The 24656-nt window shown below is 73.2% G+C and carries 18 protein-coding genes; 13 read left to right on the forward strand and 5 right to left on the reverse strand.

Annotation, left to right across the window (positions count from 1 at the left end; all coding sequences use genetic code 11):
- Positions 1-68: 68 nt before the first annotated feature.
- Entirely contained in the window at positions 69-1307 is a 1239-nt protein-coding gene (locus tag ABEB07_RS03340) for a trypsin-like serine peptidase (protein WP_345666944.1), read from the reverse strand.
- A 477-nt stretch (positions 1308-1784) separates the two neighbouring features.
- Between ABEB07_RS03340 and ABEB07_RS03345 the strand changes: the two genes are divergently transcribed.
- The 4 genes from ABEB07_RS03345 (at position 1785) to ABEB07_RS03360 (ending at position 8542) form a co-directional block, all read left to right on the forward strand.
- Positions 1785-3296 (forward strand): diaminobutyrate--2-oxoglutarate transaminase family protein, encoded by a 1512-nt coding sequence (locus ABEB07_RS03345; RefSeq protein ID WP_345666946.1) that lies wholly within the window; start codon positions 1785-1787, stop codon positions 3294-3296.
- A gap of 193 nt (positions 3297-3489) precedes the next feature.
- On the forward strand, positions 3490-5484 hold the full coding sequence (locus ABEB07_RS03350) for an IucA/IucC family protein (RefSeq protein ID WP_345666947.1): 1995 nt from the start codon (positions 3490-3492) through the stop codon (positions 5482-5484).
- Between the two features lie 146 nt (positions 5485-5630).
- Positions 5631-6440 carry a GNAT family N-acetyltransferase gene (locus ABEB07_RS03355; RefSeq protein WP_176150799.1) on the forward strand — a complete coding sequence of 270 codons (810 nt, stop codon included), beginning with the start codon at positions 5631-5633 and terminating at the stop codon, positions 6438-6440.
- 125 nt (positions 6441-6565) lie between these two features.
- The gene (locus ABEB07_RS03360; protein ID WP_345666948.1) at positions 6566-8542 is read left to right on the forward strand and encodes an ATP-dependent DNA helicase; all 1977 of its coding nucleotides are present in this window, start codon (positions 6566-6568) and stop codon (positions 8540-8542) included.
- Between the two features lie 146 nt (positions 8543-8688).
- On the opposite strand, the gene lexA is transcribed toward ABEB07_RS03360, so the two are convergent.
- Positions 8689-9468: a transcriptional repressor LexA gene (gene lexA / locus ABEB07_RS03365; protein WP_164587497.1), complete on the reverse strand. Its 780-nt coding sequence runs from the start codon at positions 9466-9468 to the stop codon at positions 8689-8691.
- A 484-nt stretch (positions 9469-9952) separates the two neighbouring features.
- On the opposite strand from lexA, the gene nrdR reads away from it, so the two are divergent.
- Positions 9953-10516, forward strand: coding sequence for a transcriptional regulator NrdR (gene nrdR / locus ABEB07_RS03370; RefSeq protein ID WP_176152155.1), 564 nt, complete (start codon positions 9953-9955; stop codon positions 10514-10516).
- A gap of 160 nt (positions 10517-10676) precedes the next feature.
- Positions 10677-13565, forward strand: a complete 2889-nt coding sequence (locus tag ABEB07_RS03375; protein WP_176150801.1) for a vitamin B12-dependent ribonucleotide reductase — start codon at positions 10677-10679, stop codon at positions 13563-13565.
- Positions 13566-13661: 96 nt separating this feature from the next.
- On the opposite strand, the gene ABEB07_RS03380 is transcribed toward ABEB07_RS03375, so the two are convergent.
- A complete protein-coding gene (locus tag ABEB07_RS03380) occupies positions 13662-14198 on the reverse strand; it encodes a TerD family protein (RefSeq protein WP_164587491.1) in 537 nt (178 codons plus the stop codon).
- Positions 14199-14355: 157 nt separating this feature from the next.
- On the opposite strand from ABEB07_RS03380, the gene ABEB07_RS03385 reads away from it, so the two are divergent.
- The 5 genes from ABEB07_RS03385 (at position 14356) to ABEB07_RS03405 (ending at position 18386) form a co-directional block, all read left to right on the forward strand.
- On the forward strand, positions 14356-14961 hold the full coding sequence (locus tag ABEB07_RS03385) for a YdbC family protein (protein WP_164587490.1): 606 nt from the start codon (positions 14356-14358) through the stop codon (positions 14959-14961).
- 112 nt (positions 14962-15073) lie between these two features.
- Entirely contained in the window at positions 15074-15733 is a 660-nt protein-coding gene (locus tag ABEB07_RS03390; protein WP_345666949.1) for a histidine phosphatase family protein, read from the forward strand.
- Between the two features lie 12 nt (positions 15734-15745).
- The gene (locus tag ABEB07_RS03395; RefSeq protein ID WP_164587488.1) at positions 15746-16654 is read left to right on the forward strand and encodes an ADP-ribosylglycohydrolase family protein; all 909 of its coding nucleotides are present in this window, start codon (positions 15746-15748) and stop codon (positions 16652-16654) included.
- Between the two features lie 332 nt (positions 16655-16986).
- The gene (locus ABEB07_RS03400) at positions 16987-17688 is read left to right on the forward strand and encodes a ribonuclease HII (protein ID WP_176150804.1); all 702 of its coding nucleotides are present in this window, start codon (positions 16987-16989) and stop codon (positions 17686-17688) included.
- Between the two features lie 68 nt (positions 17689-17756).
- On the forward strand, positions 17757-18386 hold the full coding sequence (locus tag ABEB07_RS03405; protein WP_176150805.1) for a hypothetical protein: 630 nt from the start codon (positions 17757-17759) through the stop codon (positions 18384-18386).
- Between the two features lie 163 nt (positions 18387-18549).
- Here the strand turns inward: ABEB07_RS03405 and ABEB07_RS03410 are convergent, their stop codons facing one another.
- Entirely contained in the window at positions 18550-19164 is a 615-nt protein-coding gene (locus tag ABEB07_RS03410; RefSeq protein ID WP_345666951.1) for a hypothetical protein, read from the reverse strand.
- Between the two features lie 397 nt (positions 19165-19561).
- Entirely contained in the window at positions 19562-21727 is a 2166-nt protein-coding gene (locus tag ABEB07_RS03415) for a RecQ family ATP-dependent DNA helicase (protein WP_176150807.1), read from the reverse strand.
- Positions 21728-21977: 250 nt separating this feature from the next.
- On the opposite strand from ABEB07_RS03415, the gene ABEB07_RS03420 reads away from it, so the two are divergent.
- Complete coding sequence (locus ABEB07_RS03420) at positions 21978-23639, forward strand: DUF4192 domain-containing protein (RefSeq protein ID WP_345666952.1); 1662 nt, start codon at positions 21978-21980, stop codon at positions 23637-23639.
- A gap of 127 nt (positions 23640-23766) precedes the next feature.
- Positions 23767-24525 (forward strand): NUDIX hydrolase, encoded by a 759-nt coding sequence (locus ABEB07_RS03425; RefSeq protein WP_345666953.1) that lies wholly within the window; start codon positions 23767-23769, stop codon positions 24523-24525.
- Positions 24526-24656: the final 131 nt, after the last annotated feature.

Here is a 24656-nt window from a genome sequence, read left to right on the forward strand (position 1 = left end):
GCGGCCGGGCGCGCGTTCCGGCGCCCGGCCGCCGCCAGCGCGGTCACGGCCCGCTCATCGAGCGGCGCTCACCGCCCGGCGAACTTCTTGCTGACCGTGTCGTACACGCTCTTGGCCACCGGACCCAGGCGCGGCCCGGCGAGCCAGCCCGCCGACACCGGGCCGATCGAGGTGTTGGAGACCAGCGCCGGCTTGCCGTCCGCACCCGTCTCGACCCAGCCGCCACCGGAGGAACCGCCGGTCATGGTGCAGCCGATGCGGTACATCGTCGGGTCGGAGGCGGTCACCGACAGCCGTCCGGGCCGGTCCTGGCACCGGTACAGCCGCTGCCCGTCGTACGGCGGCGCCGCGGGGTAGCCGGTGGCGGTGATGCTCCGCACCTTCGGCACGGCCGGGGCGTCGAAGTTCACCGGCAGCGCCGCGCCGACCGTCTCCTGGAGGGACTTGCCGTTCCCGCCCTTCTCCGGCGTCACATGGATCACGGCGAAGTCGTACGGCGCGCCCTGCCCGCCGGTCGCACCGCCGTTCGCGATCCACTGGTCGGAGGTCTGCGCCCCGTCGCCCCACCACACGCCGTACGGGGCGACTTCGTCCCGGCTCGCGCCCTGCAACTGAGCGGCGCTGCGGCCCGCGTCGTTGTACGACGGAACGAAGGCGATGTTGCGGTACCAGCCGCCCTTCTTGCCGGCGTGCACGCAGTGGCCGGCCGTCCACACCAGGTTGGACTTGCCCGGATGGGCGGGGTCCTCGACTACCGTCGCCGAGCAGACCATCGTGCCCTCGGGGGAGTCGAAGAACACCTTGCCCGCGGTGGCCGCGTTGGCGTGGTAGGCGGGCGACACCGCCTGCGCCCTGACCGGGGCCGGCGTCGGGTCGGTGACGCCCTGGTCACCGGAGATGTCGTTGGTGTCGACGCGCTTGTCCGGGTCGTTGGCCCGGCGCATCCGGTCCGGGTCCCACAGGCCCTGGATGATCGGGTTGACGAAGTCGTTGGCCTCGCGCAGCCAGTCGTCCTTGTCCCAGTTCTTCCAGGCGCCGTTCTTCCACTTGTCGATGTCGATCCCGTGGTCCTTGAGCTTCTTGCGGAGGTCCTCCGGGATCTTGATCCTGCCGTCGCCGGTGGCGCCTGCCCCCGCGGCGGTCGCGGAGGCGGAGGACTTCGCGTCCGCGTCGTCGTCACCCGAGTTGCACCCGGTGGCGGCGAGGGCCATGACCGGAACCAGCGCGACGGCGGCCAGCACCGGGGAGGCCGCGCGCCGGGCGCCCCCTCTCCGACGGCCGGTGACGGACGGGCGAATGGGTCGCATGCTCTGACTCCCCCTGGGATGAACGGACTTGCTGCTGCCGCCGCGCCCACGCGCCCAACTCCGTTCGGATGCGGGCGTGTCGCGGCGTGCCGGAACGCCACCACACACTATGCGGTCGCCGTGGGGCGGTGCCGACGGAACGGCAACGGTTCGGCTACAAGCGTCTGACCTGGTCAATCATCCGTAGATTCGCCGATTTGACGCCCTTTCGCGCGAGGCCGGCCGCGAGCCGCCGCCGGCCCGGACGCCGGGTGCGGGCGGGAGTCGGGAGCCGCGGCGGTTCGGCCACTGCTGCGTCAGGGCGTGGATCTCCCCGCAACCCGTAACCGAGCGGACGGTCCGCGGTTGTAGCGGCGGGGGCCCGCTGTCCGCGTTCGGGCCCCCGCCGCCGGCCCGCGTGCCGCGCGGGCAGTGGCAGCCGGGCCCCTCGGGACAGGGGGCGGCCGAGACCTTGGGACAGCGGGAGGACGGCGAGCCGTGACCGTGACGGAGTCTGCGCCCGGAGGACACGCCTCCGCGGACGAGCGCGCCCTGAACGAGGGGATCCTGCGGCGCCAGTCGGCGCGCGAGTCGGCGGCGCGCACCTACGCGCGCACCCTGCCCATCGTGCCGGTGCGCGCTCGTGGGCTCACCATCGAGGGCGCCGACGGCCGCCGCTACCTGGACTGCCTCTCCGGCGCGGGCACCCTCGCTCTCGGACACAACCACCCCGTGGTCCTCGCCGCCGTCCGCAAGGTGCTCGACTCGGGCGCGCCGCTGCACGCCCTCGACCTGGCCACCCCCGTCAAGGACGCCTTCGTCAGCGAACTCTTCGCCACGCTGCCGCCCGGACTCGCGGCCCGCGCGCGCGTGCAGTTCTGCGGCCCGGCCGGCACGGACGCGGTGGAGGCCGCCTTCAAACTGGTCCGGGCCGCCACCGGCCGCGGCCCGATCATGGCCTTCGCCGGCGCGTACCACGGGATGACCGCCGAGGCGTCCGCCGCCTCCGGACACGCCACGGACGTACGGGTCGCCCGACTGCCGTACCCGCAGGACTACCGGTGCCCGTTCGGCGTCGGCGGTCGCCGGGGCGCCGAACTCGCCGCGCGCTGGACCGAGTCCGTGCTGGACGACCCCAAGTCCGGGGTGCCGCTGCCGGCCGGGATGATCCTCGAACCGGTGCAGGGCGAGGGCGGGGTCCTCCCGGCGCCGGACGAGTGGCTGCGGCGCATGCGGCGGATCACCGCGGAGCGGTCCGTTCCGCTGATCGCCGACGAGATCCAGACCGGCGTCGGCCGCACCGGCGTGTTCTGGGCGGTGGAGCACAGCGGGGTGACACCGGATGTGATGGTGCTGTCGAAGGCCATCGGCGGCAGCCTCCCGCTGGCCGTCGTCGTCTACCGGGACGACCTCGACGTCTGGGAGCCGGGCGCGCACGCGGGGACGTTCCGCGGCAACCAGCTCGCCATGGCCGCGGGCACCGCCACCCTCGCCCACGTCCGCGAGAACCGCCTCGCCGAACGCGCTGCCGAGCTGGGCGCCCGCATGCTCGACCGACTCCGCCCGCTGGCCGGGGAACACCCCTGCGTCGGCGAGGTGCGGGGGAGGGGGCTGATGCTGGGCGTGGAACTGGTCGACCCGGAGGCCGAGCCGCGCCGCGAGGACCGCGGCGCCGACGGCCAGGGCGTCGCCCTGCTGGAGGACCACTCCCCGCAGCCCCGGCCCGCCGCGCCCGAACTCGCCGCCGCGGTCCAGCGGGAGTGCCTGCGGCGCGGTCTGATCGTCGAACTCGGCGGCCGCCACGCGAGCGTCGTACGGCTGCTTCCGCCGCTGACGATCACCGACGAGCAGGCGACGGCCGTACTGGAACGGCTGGCCGACGCGGTCGACGCGGCGGCGCGGGAGCACGCCGGCCGGGAGCGCACCGGCCAGGGCGGCGGCCGGACGCCCGTGACCCGCCGTCCGCGCCGAGCCGTCGCCGGGGCCGCGGAGGGGGCGGAGGCGGACTAGGGCTTCGGCCCTCTCGCTCGTCGGTCCGCTCGTCCGACTGTCCGCCAGTGCGTTTGTCAGTCTGTCGGACTGTCCGCCAGTCCGGCTATCGGGCTGTCTGCCCATCCTTCCGTCAACCCGCCCTCCGCCCACCCGTCCGTCCGCTGTCCGCCCTCATCGACCGACGACCCGTACGACACCCCGAGGAACCGTCTTGACCACCGCCCCGACCCCGCACGGCCGCCCCACCCCTCCGCACGACCCGGCCGACACGGTTCCCCGCCAAGCCATCAGGTCACCGCACCAGCAAGGGACGGACGACGGCGCGGTCACCGACCTCCTGGAGCACCCGGACCCGCACACCGCCGCCCAGGCCGCGGGAGTCGAGAACCTGCTGCGCTGCTGGGCGCGCGAGACCGGCGCCGCCGCCCCCCACGGCGACACCCTCCACGTCCCGCTCCCGGCCAGCGGCACCGCCCTGCTCGTGCCCGTACTCCACTGGTCGGTGACGGGCTGGCACCGGTTCGGCGCGCCGCGCCTGGCCGGCGCCCCGGCGTCCGCAGCGCCGGCCGACGCGGTGACGGTCGCCGCCCTGCTCGCCCGGGAGGCGTCGGGGGAACCCGCCCCGTCCCCGGTGGCCCCGTCCGGCCCGTCCGGCCCGTCCGGCCCGGACCCGGCGGCGCGCCCTGCTGCCTCCGCCGACACAGCCGCTCCCGGCCCGTCCGCCGCCCCGGACCCGGCCGCCGCCGTGGACCTGGTGGCGCGGGTCGCCGACTCCGTCCGCCGTACCGCCGTCTTCCTCGCCGACCGCCGCGCGCGCCCCGCCGACGGCCCCGACCTCTTCCTCGCCGCCGAGCAGGCCCTGATCCTCGGGCACCCCCTGCACCCGGCGCCCAAGAGCCGCGAGGGTCTGTCCGAAGCGGAGGCGCGGCCCTGCTCACCCGAGCTGCGCGGCTCCTTCCCCCTGCACTGGACGGCGCTCTCCCCCCGACTCCTCGCCGCCGACTCGGCCTGGACCGAGCGTGGCCGCCCGGTGCCCGCCGACCGGCTCACGGCCCGTCTCGCCGGGGCGGGACTGCCGCTCCCCGACGGCTGGGCCGCCCTGCCGCTGCACCCCTGGCAGGCACGCGAGATCCGGTACCGCCCCGACACGGCGGCACTGCTGGCGGCGGGACTCCTGCGCGACCTGGGCCCGTACGGGGCGTCCTGGCACCCCACCTCCTCCGTACGCACCGTCCACCGCACCGGCGCGGCCGCGATGCTCAAACTCTCCCTCGGCCTGCGCATCACCAACTCCCGGCGCGAGAACCTCCGCAAGGAACTGCACCGCGGCGTCGAGGTCCACCGGCTGCTGCGCGGCGGCCTGCGGCAGCGGTGGCGGGCGGCGCACGACGGTTTCGACATCGTCCGCGACCCGGCCTGGCTGGCCGTCGACGACCCGGACGGAGCCCCCGTTCCGGGGCTGGACGTGATGATCCGCCACAACCCGTTCGGCCCGGCGGACGACGTCGCCTGCGTCGCCGGACTCCTCTCCCCGCGACCGTGTCCGGACCCCGGCGGATCCCCGCGCCCCGGCACCGCGCCCGGCGTGCGGTCGCGCCTGGCCGACATCGTCACGCGGCTCGCCGCCCGCACCGGCCGGCCGCGCGGGGCCGTCGCCGCCGAGTGGTTCCTGCGCTACCTCGAACAGGTGATCCGCCCCGTGCTCTGGCTGGACGGCGAGGTGGGCATCGCCCTCGAAGCCCACCAGCAGAACACGCTGCTGCTGCTGGACGGCGACGGCTGGCCGGCGGGCGGCCGCTACCGCGACAACCAGGGCTACTACTTCCGCGCCTCCCGGCAGACGGAGCTGACGGCGCTGCTGCCGGGCCTCGGCGAGCGCAGCGACACCTTCGTCGCCGACGAGGTCGCGGACGAACGCCTCGCCTACTACCTCGCCGTGAACAACGCCTTCGGCCTGATCGGCGCCTTCGGCTCCCAGCGGCTCGCCGACGAGGGGCTGCTGCTGGCCGCCCTCCGCCGCTTCCTCGGCGAGGCCGCCGCCGGTCCGGGCCGGATGCGCTCCACCCTGCCGGCCCGCCTGCTCGACTCCCCGGAACTGCGCTGCAAGGCCAATCTGCTGACCCGGCTGCACGGCCTGGACGAACTCGTCGGCCCGGTCGACACCCAGTCCGTCTACGTCACCATCGCCAACCCCCTGCACACCTGACCGCGTCCGGCCCGCGCCCGCCGCCGTACGCTGGCACCGCCGTACGCCGGCACCGCCGTCGTACGGCCGCGTCCCCACCCCCCGACCCGGGACCCGTCCGCTCACAGCCCCACTCCGCCTTCCCCGTCCTCCGAGAGGAGCGCGCCTTGCCTCCCACCGACGCCGGCACCGCCGTCGAACAGGCCCCCGCCGACGCGACCGCCCCCGACCCGGCCCCGGGCACCCCGGCCGGCGCCGGGACCGACACCCAGGCCGGTACCGGTACCGACATCGTGGCCGACGCTGGGACCGACGCCGTGGCCGACGCCGAGGACACGCTCGACCTGCACCTGCCGGACGACTTCGTCGCGCGCTTCGTCGAGGGGGCCGGCCGGCCGCCCGCGGACGATCTGCTGGACGGGGTCGGCGACCGGGGCCCCGTCGCCACCCCCGTCGGCGTCCTCCAGCTGGTCACCGTCCGCCTCGAACGCGACCTGCCGCTCGTCGCCCGCTGGATGAACGACCCCGCCGTCGCCGAGTTCTGGCAGCTGGCCGGCGAACAGCGGCTCACCGAGGTCCACCTCGGCGGGCAGCTCGACGGCGACGGCCGCAGCGTCCCCTGCGTCGGCCTGCTCGACGGCACACCGATGAGCTACTGGGAGATCTACCGGGCCGATCTCGACCCGCTGGCCCGCCACTACCCGGCCCGGCCGCACGACACCGGAGTCCACCTCCTCATCGGCAGCGACGCCGACCGCGGGCGAGGACTCGGCAGCGCACTGCTGAGAGCCGTCGCCGACCTCATCCTGGACACGCGCCCCGCCTGCGCCCGCGTCGTGGCGGAACCGGACCTGCGCAACGCGTCCTCCGTGACCGCGTTCCTCGCCGCCGGCTTCCGCTACGCCGCCGAGATCGACCTGCCCGGCAAACGGGCCGCCCTCATGCTCCGGGACCGCTCCCTGAGGCACCTGATGTGAGGTTCCGGCCCGCGTCGCGGTCGTGCCCGGTTCCGATCGGTTCTGTCCGTACCGGAGCGGGGTCGGTGTCCGGTCCTCGGCTCGGGAACCCGTTTGTCAGTCCCGGGCCGTAGGGTGGTCGGGCTATGACGAAGCCCTCCCTCCCCGAACTCCTCCACGCCGCGGTCGCCGCCGTCGGCGGCACGGAGCGCCCCGGCCAGGTGACCATGGCCCAGGCCGTCGCGGACGCGATCGACGACGGATCGCATCTGCTGATCCAGGCCGGCACCGGCACCGGCAAGTCCCTCGGCTACCTCGTGCCCGCGCTCGCGCACGGGGAGCGGGTCGTCGTGGCGACCGCCACCCTCGCCCTCCAGCGCCAGCTGGTCGAGCGGGACCTGCCGCGCACGGTCGACGCCCTGCACCCCCTGCTGCGCCGCCGCCCGGAGTTCGCCATGCTCAAGGGCCGCTCCAACTACCTGTGCCTGCACCGGCTGCACGAGGGCATTCCGCAGGACGAGGAGGAGGGCCTGTTCGACCAGTTCGAGGCGGCGGCGCCGAGCAGCAAGCTGGGCCAGGACCTGCTGCGGCTGCGCGACTGGTCGGACGAGACCGAGACCGGTGACCGCGACGGCCTCACGCCCGGCGTCTCCGACCGGGCCTGGGCGCAGGTGTCGGTGTCCTCCCGCGAGTGCCTGGGCGCCTCGAAGTGCGCCTACGGCGCGGAGTGCTTCGCCGAGACGGCCCGCGAGCGCGCCAAGCTCGCCGAGGTCGTCGTCACCAATCACGCGCTGCTCGCGATCGACGCCATCGAGGGCGCACCGGTCCTGCCGCAGCACGAGGTGCTGATCGTGGACGAGGCGCACGAGCTGGTGTCGCGGGTGACCGGCGTCGCCACCGGCGAGCTGACTCCCGGCATGGTCAACCGCGCGGTGCGGCGCGCCGCGAAACTGGTGAACGAGAAGGCCGCAGATCAGCTGCAGACCGCCGCCGAGGGCTTCGAGCGGGTGATGGAGCTGGCCCTGCCCGGGCGGCTGGAGGAGGTCCCGGAGGACCTCGGCTACGCGCTGCTGGCGCTGCGGGACGCCGCCCGCAACGTCATCTCGGGGATCGGTGCGACCCGCGACAAGTCGGTCCAGGACGAGGACGCGGTGCGCAAGCAGGCGTTGGCCTCGGTGGAGAACGTGCACGACGTGGCCGAGCGCATCACCGAACGCTCCGAGTGGGACGTCGTCTGGTACGAGCGGCACGACCGGTTCGGCGCCTCCCTGCGGGTGGCGCCCATGTCCGTGTCGGGGCTGCTGCGCGAGAAGCTGTTCACCGAGCGCTCCGTGGTCCTGACCTCGGCGACCCTCAAGCTCGGCGGCGACTTCAACGGTGTGGGCGCCTCCCTCGGGCTCGCCCCGGAGGGCACGGAGGGCGATGACGTGCCGCAGTGGAAGGGCGTGGACGTCGGCTCGCCGTTCGACTACCCGAGGCAGGGCATCCTCTACGTCGCCAAGCACTTGGCCCGCCCGGCCCGGGACGGCGATCGCGGCGACATGCTGGACGAGCTGACGGAGCTGATCCAGGCGGCCGGCGGCCGGACGCTCGGGCTGTTCTCCTCGATGCGGGCGGCCCAGCTCGCCGCGGAGGAGCTGCGCGGCCGGGTCCCGGAGTTCCCGATCCTGCTCCAGGGCGAGGAGACGCTGGGCGAACTGATCAAGAACTTCGCCGCCGATCCGAAGACCTGCCTGTTCGGCACGCTCTCGCTCTGGCAGGGCGTCGACGTCCCCGGCCCCAGCTGCCAGCTGGTGGTCATGGACAAGATCCCCTTCCCGCGCCCGGACGACCCGCTGATGAGCGCCCGCCAGAAGGCGGTCGAGGAAGCCGGCGGGAACGGCTTCATGGCGGTCGCCGCCACCCACGCCGCGCTGCTGATGGCGCAGGGCGCCGGGCGTCTCGTCCGGGCCTCGGGCGACCGGGGCGTGGTCGCCGTACTGGACCCGCGGCTGGCGACGGCGCGCTACGGCAGCTATCTGAAGGCGTCGCTGCCGGACTTCTGGTACACCACGGACCGCAATCAGGTACGCAAGTCCCTGGCGGCCATCGACGCGGTGGCGCGGCAGTCGGAGGCGACGTGACGGGCCGGGCGGCCGCCGTCTGAGCAGCGTGAGCTGAACAGCACGAGGCGCGCCCCGGTGTCTGAGCAGCACAAGGCCCCGGAACCGGCGCAGAGGTTCCGGGGCCCGATCAGGGGGCGGCGGGCGTACCCGTCCACCGCGATCGCTCAGACGCGCCGCAGGACGGCCACCACCTTGCCGAGGATGGTCGCGTCGTCACCCGGGATCGGCTCGTAGGCCGCGTTGTGCGGCAGGAGCCAGACATGGCCGTCCTCGCGCTTGAAGCGCTTGACGGTGGCCTCGCCGTCGATCATGGCGGCCACGATGTCGCCGTTCTCGGCGACCTGCTGACGGCGGACCGTCACCCAGTCGCCGTCGCAGATCGCGGCCTCGATCATCGAGTCGCCGACGACCTTCAGGACGAACAGCTCGCCGTCGCCGACCAGCTGCCGGGGGAGCGGGAAGACGTCCTCGACCGACTCCTCGGCGAGGATCGGTCCGCCGGCGGCGATCCGGCCGACCAGCGGGACGTACGACGCGGCGGGCTTGCCGACGGTGTCCGTGGGCTGCAGCGTGGCCGCCTGGTCCGAGCCGCGGACCTCGTAGGCGCGCGGGCGGTGCGGGTCACGGCGGAGGAAGCCCTTGCGCTCCAGCGCCATCAGCTGGTGCGCGACCGAGGAGGTGCTGGAGAGGCCGACGGCCTGGCCGATCTCGCGCATCGACGGCGGATAGCCGCGCCGCTGGACGGAGTCCCTGATGACCTCGATCACCCGCCGCTGCCGGTCGGTGAGGCCCGAGCTGTCCGCCCGGATGCCTGGAGGTCGGCCCGGCAGGGAACGCTTGGGTCCCTCCGGGGTCACGGCTTCGTTCATGGCATGCACCGGCTCGAGTCGGCCCTGGGGGCGGTCCTGGGCAGTGATGGTGGCACTGTCTGCGGTGGTGGTCACGTCGGCCCCTCTCGATGGTCTCCCTCCGGCACAACGGTAGTGGCTTTCGAAAGGTTGCGCCAAACACACGTTCGAGTGAAAAAACGTGGAGATACGGACTTGATCACGTCTCAGGGTGTATGGCTTGCGCCCCACCGCACGGACAAATGGGCCCATTGCGATAGCCTGCACCGCCGGGGTGGAGGCCCGCCGTCCGCGCCCAGTCTGCCATCCGCCGTCGCCCGCGCCGAGCACCGGCGCCCGGCGGGGTGTGAGCGGCCACGACCGGGGCAGACGCCTCCCGGCCCTGCGGCGCGACACGCCGCCGACGGTCACTGCGCGCGAGTCGATCCCCACATGTAGTGGTTGTCCGGTCAACACGTCCCAGAAGTTGTGGTGACCCGGGTCTGCGGCGCCTCTTTCATCGCCTATGCTTGGGGCTGCTTCGCGGGGCCCATGAGGCCCGACGAGGCTTCTGAGTCTGCTGTGAGGAGGGATGGAGTCCATGCACTGCCCCTTCTGCAGGCACCCCGACAGCCGTGTGGTCGACAGCCGTACGACGGACGACGGCACGTCGATCCGCAGGCGCCGCCAGTGCCCTGACTGCTCCCGTCGGTTCACGACCGTGGAGACGTGCTCGCTCATGGTGGTCAAGCGGTCCGGCGTCACCGAGCCCTTCAGTCGCACCAAGGTCATCAACGGGGTGCGCAAGGCGTGCCAGGGACGGCCGGTCACCGAGGACGCGCTCGCCCTGCTCGGGCAGCGCGTCGAGGAGGCGATCCGGGCCAGCGGAAGCGCCGAGGTCGCCGCCCACGAGGTGGGGCTCGCCATACTCGGCCCCTTGCAGGAACTCGACCTCGTCGCCTATCTGCGGTTCGCGTCCGTCTACCGGGCGTTCGACTCGCTGGAGGACTTCGAGGCGGCCATCACGGAACTCCGGGACGGCGCGCGGCACCCCGCCGCAGCGCAGCGGGACGGCGGGGACGCCGTCGCGGGGAGCCCGGAAGAAGACGACCGCGGGCGCGGTGGGACGGCCGACGTCCCCGCGCCCGCGCGCGCCGCCGACTGACAGGCGGGCCGGCCCGGACCACACTCCGGGGCCGGCTCAGCGGCGGCGGGAAAGACGGCTGCGGGCGGCAGCGGAACGGATGCCCGCAGTACCAGACAGCACACCGTGTCTCGGAACATCCGGGCACTTCAGGGCGTTTTCGCCCGTACAGGGAGGCGGCATGACAGAGACGGCGAGCGGTCCGGCACGAGGTTCCCGAGCCAAGGGCGCGAAGGCGGGGAACAAGGGGCTGCACATCGAGCGCATCCACACCACCCCCGGCGTGCACCCGTACGACGAGGTGGCCTGGGAGCGCCGTGACGTCGTCATGACCAACTGGCGCGACGGCTCGGTCAACTTCGAGCAGCGTGGCGTCGAGTTCCCCGACTTCTGGTCGGTGAACGCGGTCAACATCGTCACCAGCAAGTACTTCCGCGGTGCCGTCGGCACCCCGCAGCGCGAGACCGGTCTCAGGCAGCTGATCGACCGCATCGTGAAGACGTACCGGAAGGCCGGTGAGGACTACAACTACTTCGCCTCGCCCGCCGACGCCGAGATCTTCGAGCACGAGCTGGCCTACGCCCTTCTGCACCAGATCTTCAGCTTCAACAGCCCGGTCTGGTTCAACGTCGGCACGCCCCAGCCGCAGCAGGTCTCCGCCTGCTTCATCCTGTCCGTCGACGACTCCATGGAGTCGATCCTCGACTGGTACAAGGAAGAGGGCATGATCTTCAAGGGCGGCTCGGGCGCCGGCCTGAACCTCTCCCGCATCCGCTCCTCCAAGGAGCTGCTCTCCTCCGGCGGCAACGCCTCCGGTCCGGTCTCCTTCATGCGCGGCGCCGACGCCTCCGCCGGCACCATCAAGTCCGGCGGCGCCACCCGCCGGGCCGCCAAGATGGTCATCCTCGACGTCGACCACCCCGACGTGGAGGACTTCATCGAGACCAAGGTGAAGGAGGAGGAGAAGATCCGCGCCCTGCGCGACGCGGGCTTCGACATGGACCTGGGCGGCGACGACATCACGTCCGTCCAGTACCAGAACGCCAACAACTCCGTCCGGGTGAACGACGAGTTCATGAAGGCGGTCGAGCGGGGCGGCAAGTTCGGCCTGCGCGCCCGGATGACCGGCGAGGTCATCGAGGAGATCGAGGCCAAGTCCCTCTTCCGCAAGATGGCCGAGGCCGCCTGGGCCTGCGCCGACCCGGGCATCCAGTACGACGACACGATCAACCACTGGCACACCTGCCCGGAGTCCGGCCGGATCAACGGCTCGAACCCGTGCAGCGAGTACATGCACCTGGACAACACGTCCTGCAACCTCGCCTCGCTGAACCTGATGAAGTTCCTCAAGGACGACGGCAAGGGCCACCAGTCCTTCGAGGTCGAGCGGTTCGCCCAGGTCGTCGAGCTGGTCATCACCGCGATGGACATCTCGATCTGCTTCGCCGACTTCCCGACCCAGAAGATCGGCGAGAACACCCGCGCCTTCCGCCAGCTCGGCATCGGCTACGCCAACCTCGGCGCCCTGCTGATGGCGACCGGCCACGCCTACGACTCCACCGGCGGCCGCGCTCTCGCCGGCGCCATCACCTCCCTGATGACCGGCACCGCCTACAAGCGCTCCGCCGAACTGGCCGCCGTCGTCGGCCCCTACGACGGCTACGCCCGCAACGCCCAGCCGCACCAGCGCGTCATGCGGCAGCACCACGACGCCAACGCGACCGCCGTGCGCATGGACGACCTGGACACCCCGGTGTGGGCCGCCGCCACGGAGGCCTGGCAGGACGTGCTGCGCCTCGGCGAGAAGAACGGTTTCCGTAACTCCCAGGCGTCCGTCCTCGCGCCGACCGGCACCATCGGCCTGGCGATGTCCTGCGACACCACCGGCGTCGAGCCCGACCTCGCCCTGGTCAAGTTCAAGAAGCTGGTCGGCGGCGGCTCGATGCAGATCGTCAACGGCACCGTCCCGCAGGCCCTGCGCCGCCTGGGCTACCAGGAGGAGCAGATCGAAGCGATCGTCGCCCACATCGCCGAGAACGGCAATGTGATCGACGCCCCCGGTCTCAAGCCGGAGCACTACGAGGTCTTCGACTGCGCCATGGGCGAGCGCGCCATCTCCCCGATGGGCCACGTGCGCATGATGGCCGCGATCCAGCCGTGGATCTCCGGCGCCATCTCCAAGACGGTCAACATGCCGGAGACGGCGTCCGTCGAGGAGGTCGAGGAGATCTACTACGAGGCGTGGAAGCTGGGCGTCAAGGCGCTCGCGATCTACCGCGACAACTGCAAGGTCGGCCAGCCGCTGTCGGCCAAGACGAAGGACTCGGAGAAGAAGACCGAGACCGTCGAGGAGCCGAAGGCCAAGGTCGAGAAGGTGGTCGAGTACCGCCCGGTCCGCAAGCGCCTTCCGAAGGGTCGTCCCGGCATCACCACCTCCTTCACCGTCGGCGGCGCCGAAGGCTACATGACCGCCAACTCCTACCCGGACGACGGTCTCGGCGAGGTCTTCCTGAAGATGTCCAAGCAGGGCTCGACCCTCGCGGGCATGATGGACGCCTTCTCCATCGCCGTCTCGGTGGGCCTCCAGTACGGCGTGCCGCTGGAGACGTACGTCTCGAAGTTCACCAACATGCGCTTCGAGCCGGCCGGCATGACCGACGACCCGGACGTGCGGATGGCGCAGTCGATCGTCGACTACATCTTCCGCCGCCTGGCGCTGGACTTCCTGCCCTTCGAGACGCGCTCCGCGCTCGGCATCCACTCCGCCGAGGAGCGCCAGCGTCACCTGGAGACCGGTTCCTACGAGCCGATCGACGAGGACGTCGACGTGGAGGGACTGGCCCAGTCCGCGCCGCGGCAGACCGACCTGAAGGCCGTCGCCACGCCGAAGGCCGAGATCGAGGCGGCGCAGCCCGCCCCGAAGCAGGCCCACACCAGCGCCGAGCTGGTGGAGATGCAGCTGGGCATCCAGGCCGACGCCCCGCTGTGCTTCTCCTGCGGCACCAAGATGCAGCGGGCCGGATCCTGCTACATCTGCGAGGGCTGCGGCTCGACGAGCGGCTGCAGCTGACCCCCGGGCATGCCCTGAGGTGAGGTAAGGGGCGCCGGCCATGGCCGGCGCCCCTTACCCGTATGCGCAGCCGCCCGTACGCACAGATCGAACAGATCAGGAGGTGCGGTGTGCGCGGCCCATGACGCGGGTGAACTGTGCCGGGTCGCCCTCGAAACCGTGCAGGGCGGTATTGATCCGCCAGTTCCCGGACTCGTCCCGCGCGAACTCGGCCACGGCCGCCGCCGTCGCCGACGGCACACCGCCGAAGTCGTCCTCGACGAGCACGGTGTAGCCTTCCCGGATGCGCAGCCCCGCGTCGAGCACCCCGGAGAAGGTGCGCGGTGCGGAGCGCTGCTGGATGACCACACCGACGACCACGCGCGCGTACCGCTCGGAGAGCCGTTCGAGCTCCAGCGTCATGACCTCGTCCCAGCCGAAGCCCTTGCCGTCCGTGCTGTCCCGGTTGAGGTAGATCGTGCCGTCGGGGGAGCGGCTGTCGAAGTGCACCAGATAGTCCGGCGCGCCGTACGGATCGCTCGCCAGATAGGCGCCCGCGACGATGTCCAGGTCGGTGGGCGGCTGCCCCGCCGGACTCGGATCCCACTTGATCGCGGCCTCGACCTTGCGGATTCCCTTGCTGAGCCCGCTCACCGGACTCCCCCTTCCCGGTTCCCGTGCGCCCTTCCTGCTTCAACTACCTGTTGGCGGGCGCTCGTTGTCCATCGTGCCACGTACCCGGGGGTGCACGCGCGGGCGCAGTCCCCACGGAAGTGACCGACACCACGCTCCTGGGCCGTACGATGGCGCGGTGCTGGTCAAGTGGATTCGCTGCACCGTGGTGGACCGCCGGGGGTTCGAGCGGGGGCAGCGGAAGTGGGCGGGGCTTCTGGGAGAGCCGGGGTTTCGGGGACAAGGGGGTGGCTGGAGCCGGGGGCGGCAGGAAGTGGCGCACATCTTCGCCTTCTGGGAGAGCCGCGCCTTCTACGACTCCTTCATGGCCCGTTCGCACGACCGGCTGGCGGCGTCCCAGAGCGGCACCTTCAAGGACGCCCAAGTCCGGCTGTTCGACCACCGGTTCGACGTGAAGACGGGCTTCGAACCCCGCTTCACCGACGCCGACCTGCTGCGCGTCGCCCTGTGCCGCGTCCACGAGGAGCGCGCCGAGCACTTCACCCTGATGCAGGAGAAGGTCTGGAACCCGGCGATGGCCGGCTCCCCCGGCATGGTGCGCGGACTGTTCGGCGAGGCGCCGGGCAACGAGTTCCTGGTGCTGTCCATGTGGCAGTCCTCCGCCGAGCACGGCAAGTACCGCACCGAGCGGGTGGAGCGGCTCGCGCTGCGCGCCCAGACGGAGGCCGACGTCGCCGCGCTCACGGGCGACATCGTGGGACTGGAGCCCGCCTGGACGGTGTGAGGCGCCCACCCGGCTCACCGGGGCGCCCGAGGCCCGCCCGGTCCGTGTGACGTACACCGTACGCGGCTCGCCCGAGTCTTCGATCGGCGCTCGTCCGATCTAGTGTTTCGGCATGGCACGACCACGGCGCATCGTCCTCGTCCGGCACGGCGAGTCGGAGGGCAACATCGACGACTCGGTCTACGAGCGCGAGCCCGACCACGCGCTCGCCCTGACCGAGCGCGGCCTGCGGCAGGCCGGGGAGCGGGGCAAGGAACTGCGCGACCTGTTCGGCCGGGAACACGTCAGCGTCTACGTCTCCCCCTACCGCCGCACCCACGAGACCCTGCGCGCCTTCCACCTCGACCCCGACCTGATACGGGTGCGGGAGGAGCCGCGGCTGCGCGAACAGGACTGGGGGAACTGGCAGGACCGCGACGACGTACGCCTCCAGAAGGCCTACCGGGACGCCTACGGCCACTTCTTCTACCGCTTCGCCCAGGGAGAGTCCGGAGCCGACGTCTACGACCGCGTCGGCGGCTTCCTGGAGAGCCTCTTCCGCAGCTTCGAGGCCCCCGACCACCCGCCCAACGTCCTCCTGGTCACCCACGGCCTGGCGATGCGGCTGTTCTGCATGCGGTGGTTCCACTGGACCGTCGCGGAATTCGAGTCGCTGTCCAACCCCGGGAACGCCGAGATGCGGATGCTCGTTCTCGGGGACGACGGCAGGTACGTTCTCAACCGGCCGTTCGATCGATGGCGCGACCCGGAACCGTACGGGATCACTGGATAGAGTGGCTGAGCGATGAACCCTGACTCCTCTCCCGGCGGGCGCCTGGACCGCGCCCTGGCCAGCGCACGCGGACTCGCGGTGGGGGACGCGCTCGGCTCGCAGTTCTTCGTCCCGGTGAACCATCCGCTGCTCAAGCGGCGCGAGCCGCCGCCCGGCACCTGGCAGTGGACGGACGACACGGAGATGGCCTGCTCCGTGGTCGCCGTGCTCGCCGCCCATCAGCGCATCGACCAGGACGCGCTGGCCCACTCCTTCGCCCACCACCACGACTTCGACCGCGGCTACGGCCCCGCCGTCAACCGCCTGCTGCGCCTGGTCCGGGAGGGCGGGGAGTGGCGGGAACTGGCCGCCGCCCTCTTCGACGGCCGGGGCTCCTGGGGCAACGGCGCCGCCATGCGGATCGCGCCCCTGGGTGCCTGGTACGCGGACGACCCCGAGCAGGCCACCCACCAGGCGGAGATCTCCGCCTACCCCACCCACCAGCACCGGGAGGCGGTGGTCGGCGCCATGGCCGTGGCGGCCGCCGCCGCCCTGGCCGCCGCTCCCGGCGGACCGCCGAGCCCCCAGGCGCTGCTCGACGGCGTCATCGCGCTCGTGCCGGCCAGGAGCGCCGTCGGCGCGGGCCTGCGCCGGGCCCGCGACATGCTCGACTACGGCGACGCGGGCACGGTCGCCGCCGTCCTCGGCTGCGGCCGCCGCACGAGCGCCCACGACACGGTGCCGTTCGCCCTCTGGTCGGCCGCCCGGCGGCTCGGCGACTTCGAGGAGGCCTTCTGGACGACCGCCCAGGTGGGCGGCGACGTGGACACCACCTGCGCCATCGTGGGCGGCGTGCTGGCCGCCGGCGCGGCGGGGACGCCGCCGGACGAGTGGGTACGGCGCACCGAGGCACTGCCGGAGTGGGTCCCGGCGGCCGTCTGAACCGACGCCCTTCGGCATACGTCGGGTACCGGTTCCTCCGCTTCGCCTCTGTAATTCGCGAATGCGATGCGCGTGGTGCGGGGACCTGCCCGCCGCACAGCGTCGCCGTCGCCTCTTGCGTCACCTGAGGCGTGATCGCCCTTCGCGTTGGTGCGCGAAATGCTGGGGCGGCCGTGCTCCGGCGCCATGGGCGGCGGTCGCGTCCCCTGGGTGTCCGGAGCCGTGGTGGCGTACGGGCGAATCGTGTGCGCGAGTGAAGGTGGCGGCGGTCCGACCGTTGACGGAAACCGGGGTGTCGCCGCGGGATCGGGGCGGCGTAGGCTAAGGGCGCCATGCCGTACGAACCACCCACTCACACCGTCGAGCGCTCCCTGCGCGCCACGACCGGAGCGAAGGTCATTGCCGGTGTCGACGAAGTGGGGCGCGGTGCGTGGGCCGGCCCCGTCACCGTCTGCGCGGCGGTGACCGGACTGCGCCGGCCCCCTGCGGGCCTCACCGACTCCAAGCTCCTCACCGTCAAGCGACGCACCGCACTCGACGCGGAACTGCGGAAGTGGGTGACGGCGTACGCCCTCGGGCACGCCTCGCCCGAGGAGATCGACGACCTCGGGATGACCGCCGCGCTGCGGCTCGCGGCCTCGCGGGCCCTCGGGGCGCTTCCCGTGCGCCCCGACGCGGTCATCCTCGACGGGAAGCACGACTACCTCGGCTCCCCCTGGCGGGTCCGCACGGTCATCAAGGGCGACCAGTCGTGCGTGGCGGTCGCGGCGGCCTCGGTGATCGCCAAGGTCCACCGCGACAAAATGATGGCCGAACTCGGCGGCGAGCATGCAGACTTCGCTTTCGCGGCCAACGCCGGCTATCCGTCGCCGGTGCACAAGGCCGCGCTGGCGGAACGGGGACCCACCCCGTACCACCGGCTGTCGTGGGCGTATCTTGATGCGCTGCCGCGGTGGCAGCACCTCAAGAAGGTCCGCGTCCAGGCGGACGGAGGCGTTCCGGAGATCGAGGGTCAGCTCGGCTTCGACTTCTGACGGTTCCGCCTGTCCGGATGTGCCACCCGCCCGCGCGAGTCGCACCAATGTTTGATAAATATCAGCCCATGCCTCTCATTCCCGAGGAGCCTCAGATTCACGAGAGCGCCCAGGGTCCCCGCGTCACACCGGCCTCCGGCCGTACCGCGCCGACCCCCCGTCCTGTACCCGGCCCCCGTCCCGCGGCTCCGTCGCGCCCCGGTCGCCCCGGCCCCGCGCGGCCGGCGCCGCCGGTGCAACGCACGGCGCGGGACACGGCCGTGACCAAGCCCGGACCCGCGGGTCCGGCTGCCCCCGCCGCCCCTGCCGCCCCGCAGGTCCAGCTGCTCCCGGCCTCCGCCGAGGGTGCGCTCGACGCCGCGGAGGAGGCCGTAGACCTGCTCCTGGAGTCCGGTCGCGCCCCCGGTGACATCCTGGTGATCACCACGGGCGACCCGCACCCCTGGGCCACGCACGAGCTGTCCTTCGGCGAGGCGTCCTACTGGGCGCAGCACGACGCGGGCGACGACGTCTTCTACGCGGACGCCGCCGTCGCTTCCCGTGCCGTGTCGCGTCCGGTGGTCGTCGTCGCCGTCAACGGCGGCGCCGAAGGCGTCGCCGCCGGTGTCCTGCCGCTGGCCCGTTCCCGGGCCGGTGCCCTGCTGATCGTCTGCGGTGACCCGCAGCAGATCAACTCGGTGCTGGGCGCGGGCGTCTGAGCCGTTCCGGACGCGTCCGGAAGGCTCGGCCCGTCCGGGGCCGTGCCGGGCCGCAGCCGTCGTCGCGGTACCGCCGCGCGACGGCCGCTTCGGCATGCCCGGGCCGCGCGCACGGTGTGTCCGTCGGGCGAAGCCGTGGGGGACGTTCTGGGGCCGGCCGGGGTCAGCGGGCCACGGCTCGGCGCAGCACCTCGGAGGCCGCTCCGCCGGTGCGGAGCGGCGGTGGCCGCGTGCCGGCCGAACCGAACGGCTCGGGCGCGGAGTCGGCGCTCGGCCGTCGGCCGCCCCGGCCCTCGCCGAAGACCTGCCAGCCGTCCCGGGTCAGCGTGATGTACGCCCCGCAGCGCAGCCCGTGCAGCGTGCAGGCGTCACGCAGACCCCACATCCACGCCCCGTCCTCCTCGGTCCAACGCGCGTCGCCCTCACGGCAGTAGAGCAGTACGGCGGTGCGCACCGGGGTACGGCGGCGCAGATCGTGCGGGATGACCCGGCGCAACTGGTCCAGCAGCGCGTTGCGGTAGATCCAGCCGTCGGCGGTCGCCGGGCGGCGCAAGAACGACGCGCTCGCCCGCAGCCGCTCGTCCGGATCGAGGACCGCGACCACGGCGGTGGCGGGGCCGGGACGGTGCCGGGAGTGCAGTCCGCTGACGACTTCCCGCGGGTTGCGCAGCAGGGGTATGCCCGCCGCGGCCCACTCCGCGGGTTCGAGCACACGATGGGCGGAGGCGGCGGACGCGGACAACGAGGCCGCCGAGGACGGAGCGAATCCGAAGGTCACGTTCCTCCCTTCGGCTACGCGCCCACACTGCGGGCGGGGTCGGATGTCGGGGAGCGCACACCGCGGGGGAGCCCTGCCGGACCACGGCCGGGCCGTGCGGGGAGCGGACTCCGATTCTTCCTGTCGAACTTGGATGCGGCAACGAGCAATTGGGGCCACCGACCGTTATCGGGCGAGGCGCGTCTTATATCCCTACCCAGTGTGTTGCCCGACGACGCCTGAGGAGCCCGCGCCGCGACGTCCCCGCCCCGCCGCCCGGCGCGGAGACACGGCGGTCAGAAGGCATGCGCGTCCCGTTCCGGCGGCCGTCCCGCATCCGGCCGCACCGGTCACGTTGCGTGAGGCCGAACGGGCGCCGGCCGGTGCCCGCCCGGTCACCGGCCGGCGCGACGCCGGTTCACCCCTGAACGGCGAGAACCAGCGGCAGCACTCCCTGCGCCCCCGCCCTCCGCAGCAGGCGAGCGGCGACCGCGAGGGTCCAGCCGGTCTCGGTGTAGTCGTCCACCAGGAGCACCGGGCCCCGGTGGTCGGCGAGCGCGGAGGCCAGCGCGGGCGGCACGGTCAGCGCCCCGTCCAGGACCTTGAGGCGCTGGGCGCTGTTGCTGCGCGGCACCCGGGGCGCGTCCTCGGCGTACTCGACGGACCCCAGCAGCGGCAGCCGGCCGACCTGCGAGATGTGCGCGCCCAGGGACTGGATCAGCCGGGGCCGGGTGCGGGAGGCCACGGTGACGACGCCGACCGGGCGCGGCGGTGCGTCCGCCGCCCCGGCGGCCCAGCCGCCGGGCCCCTTGGCCCAGTCAGCCAGCACGCCCACCACGGCCCGCGCCACATCCTCCGGCACGGGGCCGTCCGGGGCGTGCGCGGTGAGCATCGGCCGCAGCCGGTTGCCCCAGCCGATGTCCGACAGCCGCCCCAACGCCCTCCCCTCGGCGGCCTGTTCACCGGCCGGGATACGGCCCTTGAGTTCGACGCCGATCGCCGGCAGGCCCGTCGGCCACATGCGGCGCGGTTCGACCTCCACCCCGGCCCGGCCGAGGTCGACGCGGGCGGCGTCCAGCGCGGCCGTGGAGGTGTCGGCGGTGAACCGGGCGCCCGCGCAGTTGTCGCAGCGGCCGCACGGTCTGGCGGTCTCGTCGTCCAGAAGGCGTTGCAGGAATTCCATCCGGCATCCCGAGGCGGCCGCGTACTCGCGCATCGACTGCTGCTCGACCGCCCGCTGCCGCGCCACCCAGTCGTAGCGCTCCGCGTCGTACGTCCACGGCTGTCCGGTGGAGACCCAGCCGCCCTTGACCCGCCGGACCGCCCCGTCCACGTCGAGCACCTTGAGCATGGCCTCCAGGCGGGAGCGGCGCAGCTCGACCAGCGGCTCCAGGGCGGGCAGCGACACCGGTCCCTGCGCGCGGGCCAGCACGTCGAGGGTCCGGCGCACCAGTTCCTCGGAGGGGAAGGCGAGCGAGGCGAAGTACTCCCAGATCGCCTCGTCCTCCCTGCCCGGCAGGAGCAGCACCTCGGCGTGCTCGACGCCGCGGCCGGCGCGGCCCACCTGCTGGTAGTAGGCGATGGGGGAGGAGGGCGAGCCCAGGTGCACGACGAAACCGAGGTCGGGCTTGTCGAATCCCATGCCGAGAGCCGACGTGGCGACCAGCGCCTTGACCTTGTTGGCGAGCAGATCGTCCTCGGCCTGCTGCCGGTCGGCGTTCTCCGTGCGGCCGGTGTAGGAGGCGACGGTGTGACCGCGGTGCCGCAGGAAGGCGGTCACCTCCTCGGCCGCGGCCACCGTGAGCGTGTAGATGATTCCCGACCCCGGCAGCTCGTCGAGGTGATCGGCGAGCCAGGCCATCCGGTGCGCGGCGTCCGGCAGCCGCAGCACGTTCAGACTGAGGCTCTCCCGGTCCAGCGGACCGCGCAGCACCAGGGCGTCCGAGGCGTCCCCGGTCCCCAGCTGCTCCGCCACGTCGGCCGTCACCCGCGCGTTGGCGGTGGCGGTGGTGGCGAGGACCGGGACGCCCGGCGGCAGCTCGCCGAGCATGGTCCGCAGCCGGCGGTAGTCGGGCCGGAAGTCGTGGCCCCAGTCGGAGATGCAGTGCGCCTCGTCCACCACCAGCAGCCCCGTCGCGGCGGCGAGCTTGGGCAGCACCTGGTCGCGGAAGTCGGGGTTGTTCAGCCGCTCGGGGCTCACCAGCAGGACGTCGACCGCGCCGGCGGCGATCTCGGCCTGGACGGTGTCCCACTCCTCGGTGTTCGCCGAGTTGATCGACCGGGCGTGGATGCCGGCGCGGGCCGCGGCGTCCACCTGGTTGCGCATCAGCGCGAGCAGTGGGGAGACGATCACGGTGGGGCCGCTGCCGCGCGCCCGGAGCAGGGAGGTGGCCACGAAGTAGACCGCGGACTTGCCCCAGCCGGTGCGCTGGACGACCAGGGCCCGGCGCCGTTCGGCGACCAGCGCCTCGATCGCCCGCCACTGGTCCTCGCGCAGCCGGGCGGCGCCCGTGGCGTCGCCGACGAGGCGGGCGAGGACCGCGTCGGCCGCCGCCCGGAGTTCCGCGTTGCTGGTGTGCTCCATGCGTTCCATACAACAGGACGGCACTGACAATCGGCACGGGCCGGGCCGTGCGACGGCCCCGGAGCCGGACCGGACCGGCCGCTCCTCGGCACTCTGGGCCGGCCGCACCTCGGCGCTGTGGGATGACCGCTCCCCGGTGCTGTGGGCCGACCGCTCCTCGACGCTGTTGACATGTTCCTGGTCGAAGTTGTCCACAGCGGACTTATCCACAGGCCGAGCGGAAATCCGCGTTCCGCGAGATCGTCGGCGCATGACGAACCACAGCGAAACGGCTGGATCATCCGAAAACGCCTCGGGCAACTCCTCTGACAACGCCGCCGACAACGGTGACATCACCTACGACGGTCCCACCCCCGAACACCAGGTCACCCTGCGCACTCCGGCCGAGCTCGCCGACGCGCTGCCCTACCTCCTCGGCTATCCGCCCGAGGACAGCATCGTCCTGGCCGCCCTGCACGAACAGGGCGGGCGGGGCAGGTTCGGCGGCCGGGCCCGGCTCGGCATCCCGCCGAACCCGGCCGACTGGGGGTCCGCCGCCCGCCAGCTGGCACAGGGCCTGATCACCGGCAGCGAGCGCCGGGGCGCCAGGCCGGAGCAGATGGTCGCCTTCGTCTGCCAGGAGCCGTCGCCCGGCGAGTCGGGACGGGAGGTCATGCTCAGGCTGCGGCCGCTGGCCCAGAAACTGCGCACGGAATGCGGCCGCCTGGACGTCCCGGTGATCGAGGCGCTGTGCATCTCTGGCGGCCGCTTCTGGTCCTACTGCTGCCCCAGTACCGGGTGCTGCCCCGACGACGGCCTGCCCATGGGGCTGCCCGGCACCTCGGTCCTGGCCGCCGCGGCCACCTACGCCGGCATCCAGGTGCGCGGCAGCCTGCGGGAACTGCGGGCCAGGCTGTTCCCCCGCGAGCTCACGGCGGCCCACGGCCAGGAGAGCGCGCTGGACGCCGCGAACCGGGCGCTGGTGCCCAGGATCCTCGACGAGGCCGGACGGGCCGAGGTGGCCGCGACGACCCTGGACCTGGCCGAGCACGTCATGCGGCGGTTCGCCGAGGCGCCCTTCGCCGCCGACGCGTCCACCGCCGACCTGCGGGACGACGAACTGCTCGGGGACGAGGAGGCGGCCGCGTTGATCCTCGGCCTGCAGGACCGCACGACCCGCGACCGGGCGGCCGAGTGGATGGAGGGGGACGAGGCCGGTCCGGCCCTCCGGTTGTGGCGGGCCCTGGCCCGTCGCTGCGTCGGGTCGTACGGGGAGCACGCGGCCGCGCCGCTGACCCTCGCGGGCTGGGTCGCCTGGTCGTCCGGTGACGGCGTCGAGGCCAGGGAGGCCTTGGCCATGGCGTTGGGCGCGGACCCCGACTATCTCTTCGCCCGCTTGCTGCACCAGGCGTGCAACGAGGGCCTGGACCCCGAGTCGGTACGGCGCTGCCTGCGCACGGAACGGCACGCGCGCTCCGGATCGGCCACCGGCGAGACGGACCCCGGCGGCGGTGGCGAGGCTGCCGAGGAGAACGGTGAGGGCGAGGGGGGATCACCGGCCGGGGGAGGGCCGGACTGTGGAGTCGGGGCAGGCGGTCCACCCGCCCGGGATGACGCGGACGCGGCCTCCGCGGCAGGGGCCGCGGGAGCTCGAGAGGATCGGGACACGACGTGCGCGCTGCCGCAGCCGACGCCCGGCCGTCGGCGCCGGTCACGATCCGACGGGTCCGGCGCGACTTGCCCGACGGCCGAGGGCACACGCCCGCCGACGTCCCGGCACGACGGCGCCCGCCCCGGCCCGCACCCGGCGCCGGGCCGCACCCGCCCACGCGCGGACGGGAAGGGCACGGACGGGAAATGGGCGCTGCGGCACCGGGACGCCCGCCGGTCGGGTGCCGGCCCTCGCCGGCACATTCCCGAGGGCCCGGCGTGACCATGCCCCGACGCGCGGGCGGGACCGTGCGGCGCGCACGCCGCGGGCACGGAGGACGGCGCGGAACGCGATCATCAGGGCCGGCGGAGGGAGTGTTTATCGTCAGGAAGACGACTATGATCGCGGCATGCCCTACGACCCGTCAGCCTTCCCGCCCTTCGCCGTCACCGTGGACCTGGTCGTGCTGACCGTGCGCCGCCATGCCCTGTGCGCGCTGGCGGTGCGCCGGGCGGAGCCGCCGTTCCAGGGGCGCTGGGCGCTTCCCGGCGGCTTCGTGCGGGCCGACGAGGACCTGGCGCGGGCGGCGGCGCGGGAACTGGCCGAGGAGGCCGGCCTGCACGCCCACGACCCGTCGTCGCCCGCCCCGGACAACGGCGCCCACCTGGAGCAGCTCGCGACCTACGGCGACCCGAAGCGCGATCCCCGGATGCGGGTGGTCAGCGTCGCCCACCTCGCCCTCGCCCCCGACCTGCCCGCGCCCAGGGCGGGCGGCGACGCCGGCGACGCCCGCTGGGCGCCCGTGTCGGAGCTGCTGGAGCAGGACGGCTACGGCCGCGACGACGAACCGCCGGCCCCGCTCGCCTTCGACCACGCCCAGATCCTCGCGGACGGTGTGGAGCGGGCCCGCTCGAAGATCGAGTACTCGTCCCTGGCGACGGCGTTCTGCCCGCCGGAGTTCACGGTCGGGGAACTCCGCCGTGTCTACGAGGCGGTGTGGGGCGTCGCGCTCGACCCGCGCAACTTCCACCGCAAGGTGACGGGCACTCAAGGATTTCTGGTGCCCACCGGAGGCACGACCACCCGTCAGGGCGGGCGTCCGGCGCAGCTGTTCAGGGCCGGTGGTGCCACTTTGCTCAACCCGCCCATGCTCCGCCCCGAGGTCTGATCCACCACCCGGGCCGTCGACCGCGCCGCCGCGTGAGCCGCCCGCACGAAGGGCGAGCACAGAGGCGAGCGACGGCTTCGGCGCAGGACGACTGCGCGTCGCGATCGCCATAAAAGGGACATAACGCGCTA

This window comes from Streptomyces similanensis, assembly GCF_039543625.1.
GTDB classification, from domain to species: Bacteria; Actinomycetota; Actinomycetes; order Streptomycetales; family Streptomycetaceae; genus Streptomyces; species Streptomyces similanensis.

Bases quoted from the DNA above. Each gene is read 5' to 3' on its own strand.
- ABEB07_RS03375 (WP_176150801.1), top strand. From the start codon at position 10,677: ATGACAGAGACGGCGAGCGGTCCGGCACGAGGTTCCCGAGCCAAGGGC.
- nrdR (WP_176152155.1), top strand. From the start codon at position 9,953: ATGCACTGCCCCTTCTGCAGGCACCCCGACAGCCGTGTGGTCGACAGC.
- ABEB07_RS03425 (WP_345666953.1), top strand. From the start codon at position 23,767: ATGCCCTACGACCCGTCAGCCTTCCCGCCCTTCGCCGTCACCGTGGAC.
- ABEB07_RS03395 (WP_164587488.1), top strand. From the start codon at position 15,746: ATGAACCCTGACTCCTCTCCCGGCGGGCGCCTGGACCGCGCCCTGGCC.
- ABEB07_RS03415 (WP_176150807.1), bottom strand. From the start codon at position 21,727: ATGGAGCACACCAGCAACGCGGAACTCCGGGCGGCGGCCGACGCGGTC.
- ABEB07_RS03390 (WP_345666949.1), top strand. From the start codon at position 15,074: ATGGCACGACCACGGCGCATCGTCCTCGTCCGGCACGGCGAGTCGGAG.
- ABEB07_RS03405 (WP_176150805.1), top strand. From the start codon at position 17,757: ATGCCTCTCATTCCCGAGGAGCCTCAGATTCACGAGAGCGCCCAGGGT.
- ABEB07_RS03400 (WP_176150804.1), top strand. From the start codon at position 16,987: ATGCCGTACGAACCACCCACTCACACCGTCGAGCGCTCCCTGCGCGCC.
- ABEB07_RS03360 (WP_345666948.1), top strand. From the start codon at position 6,566: ATGACGAAGCCCTCCCTCCCCGAACTCCTCCACGCCGCGGTCGCCGCC.
- ABEB07_RS03420 (WP_345666952.1), top strand. From the start codon at position 21,978: ATGACGAACCACAGCGAAACGGCTGGATCATCCGAAAACGCCTCGGGC.
- ABEB07_RS03340 (WP_345666944.1), bottom strand. From the start codon at position 1,307: ATGCGACCCATTCGCCCGTCCGTCACCGGCCGTCGGAGAGGGGGCGCC.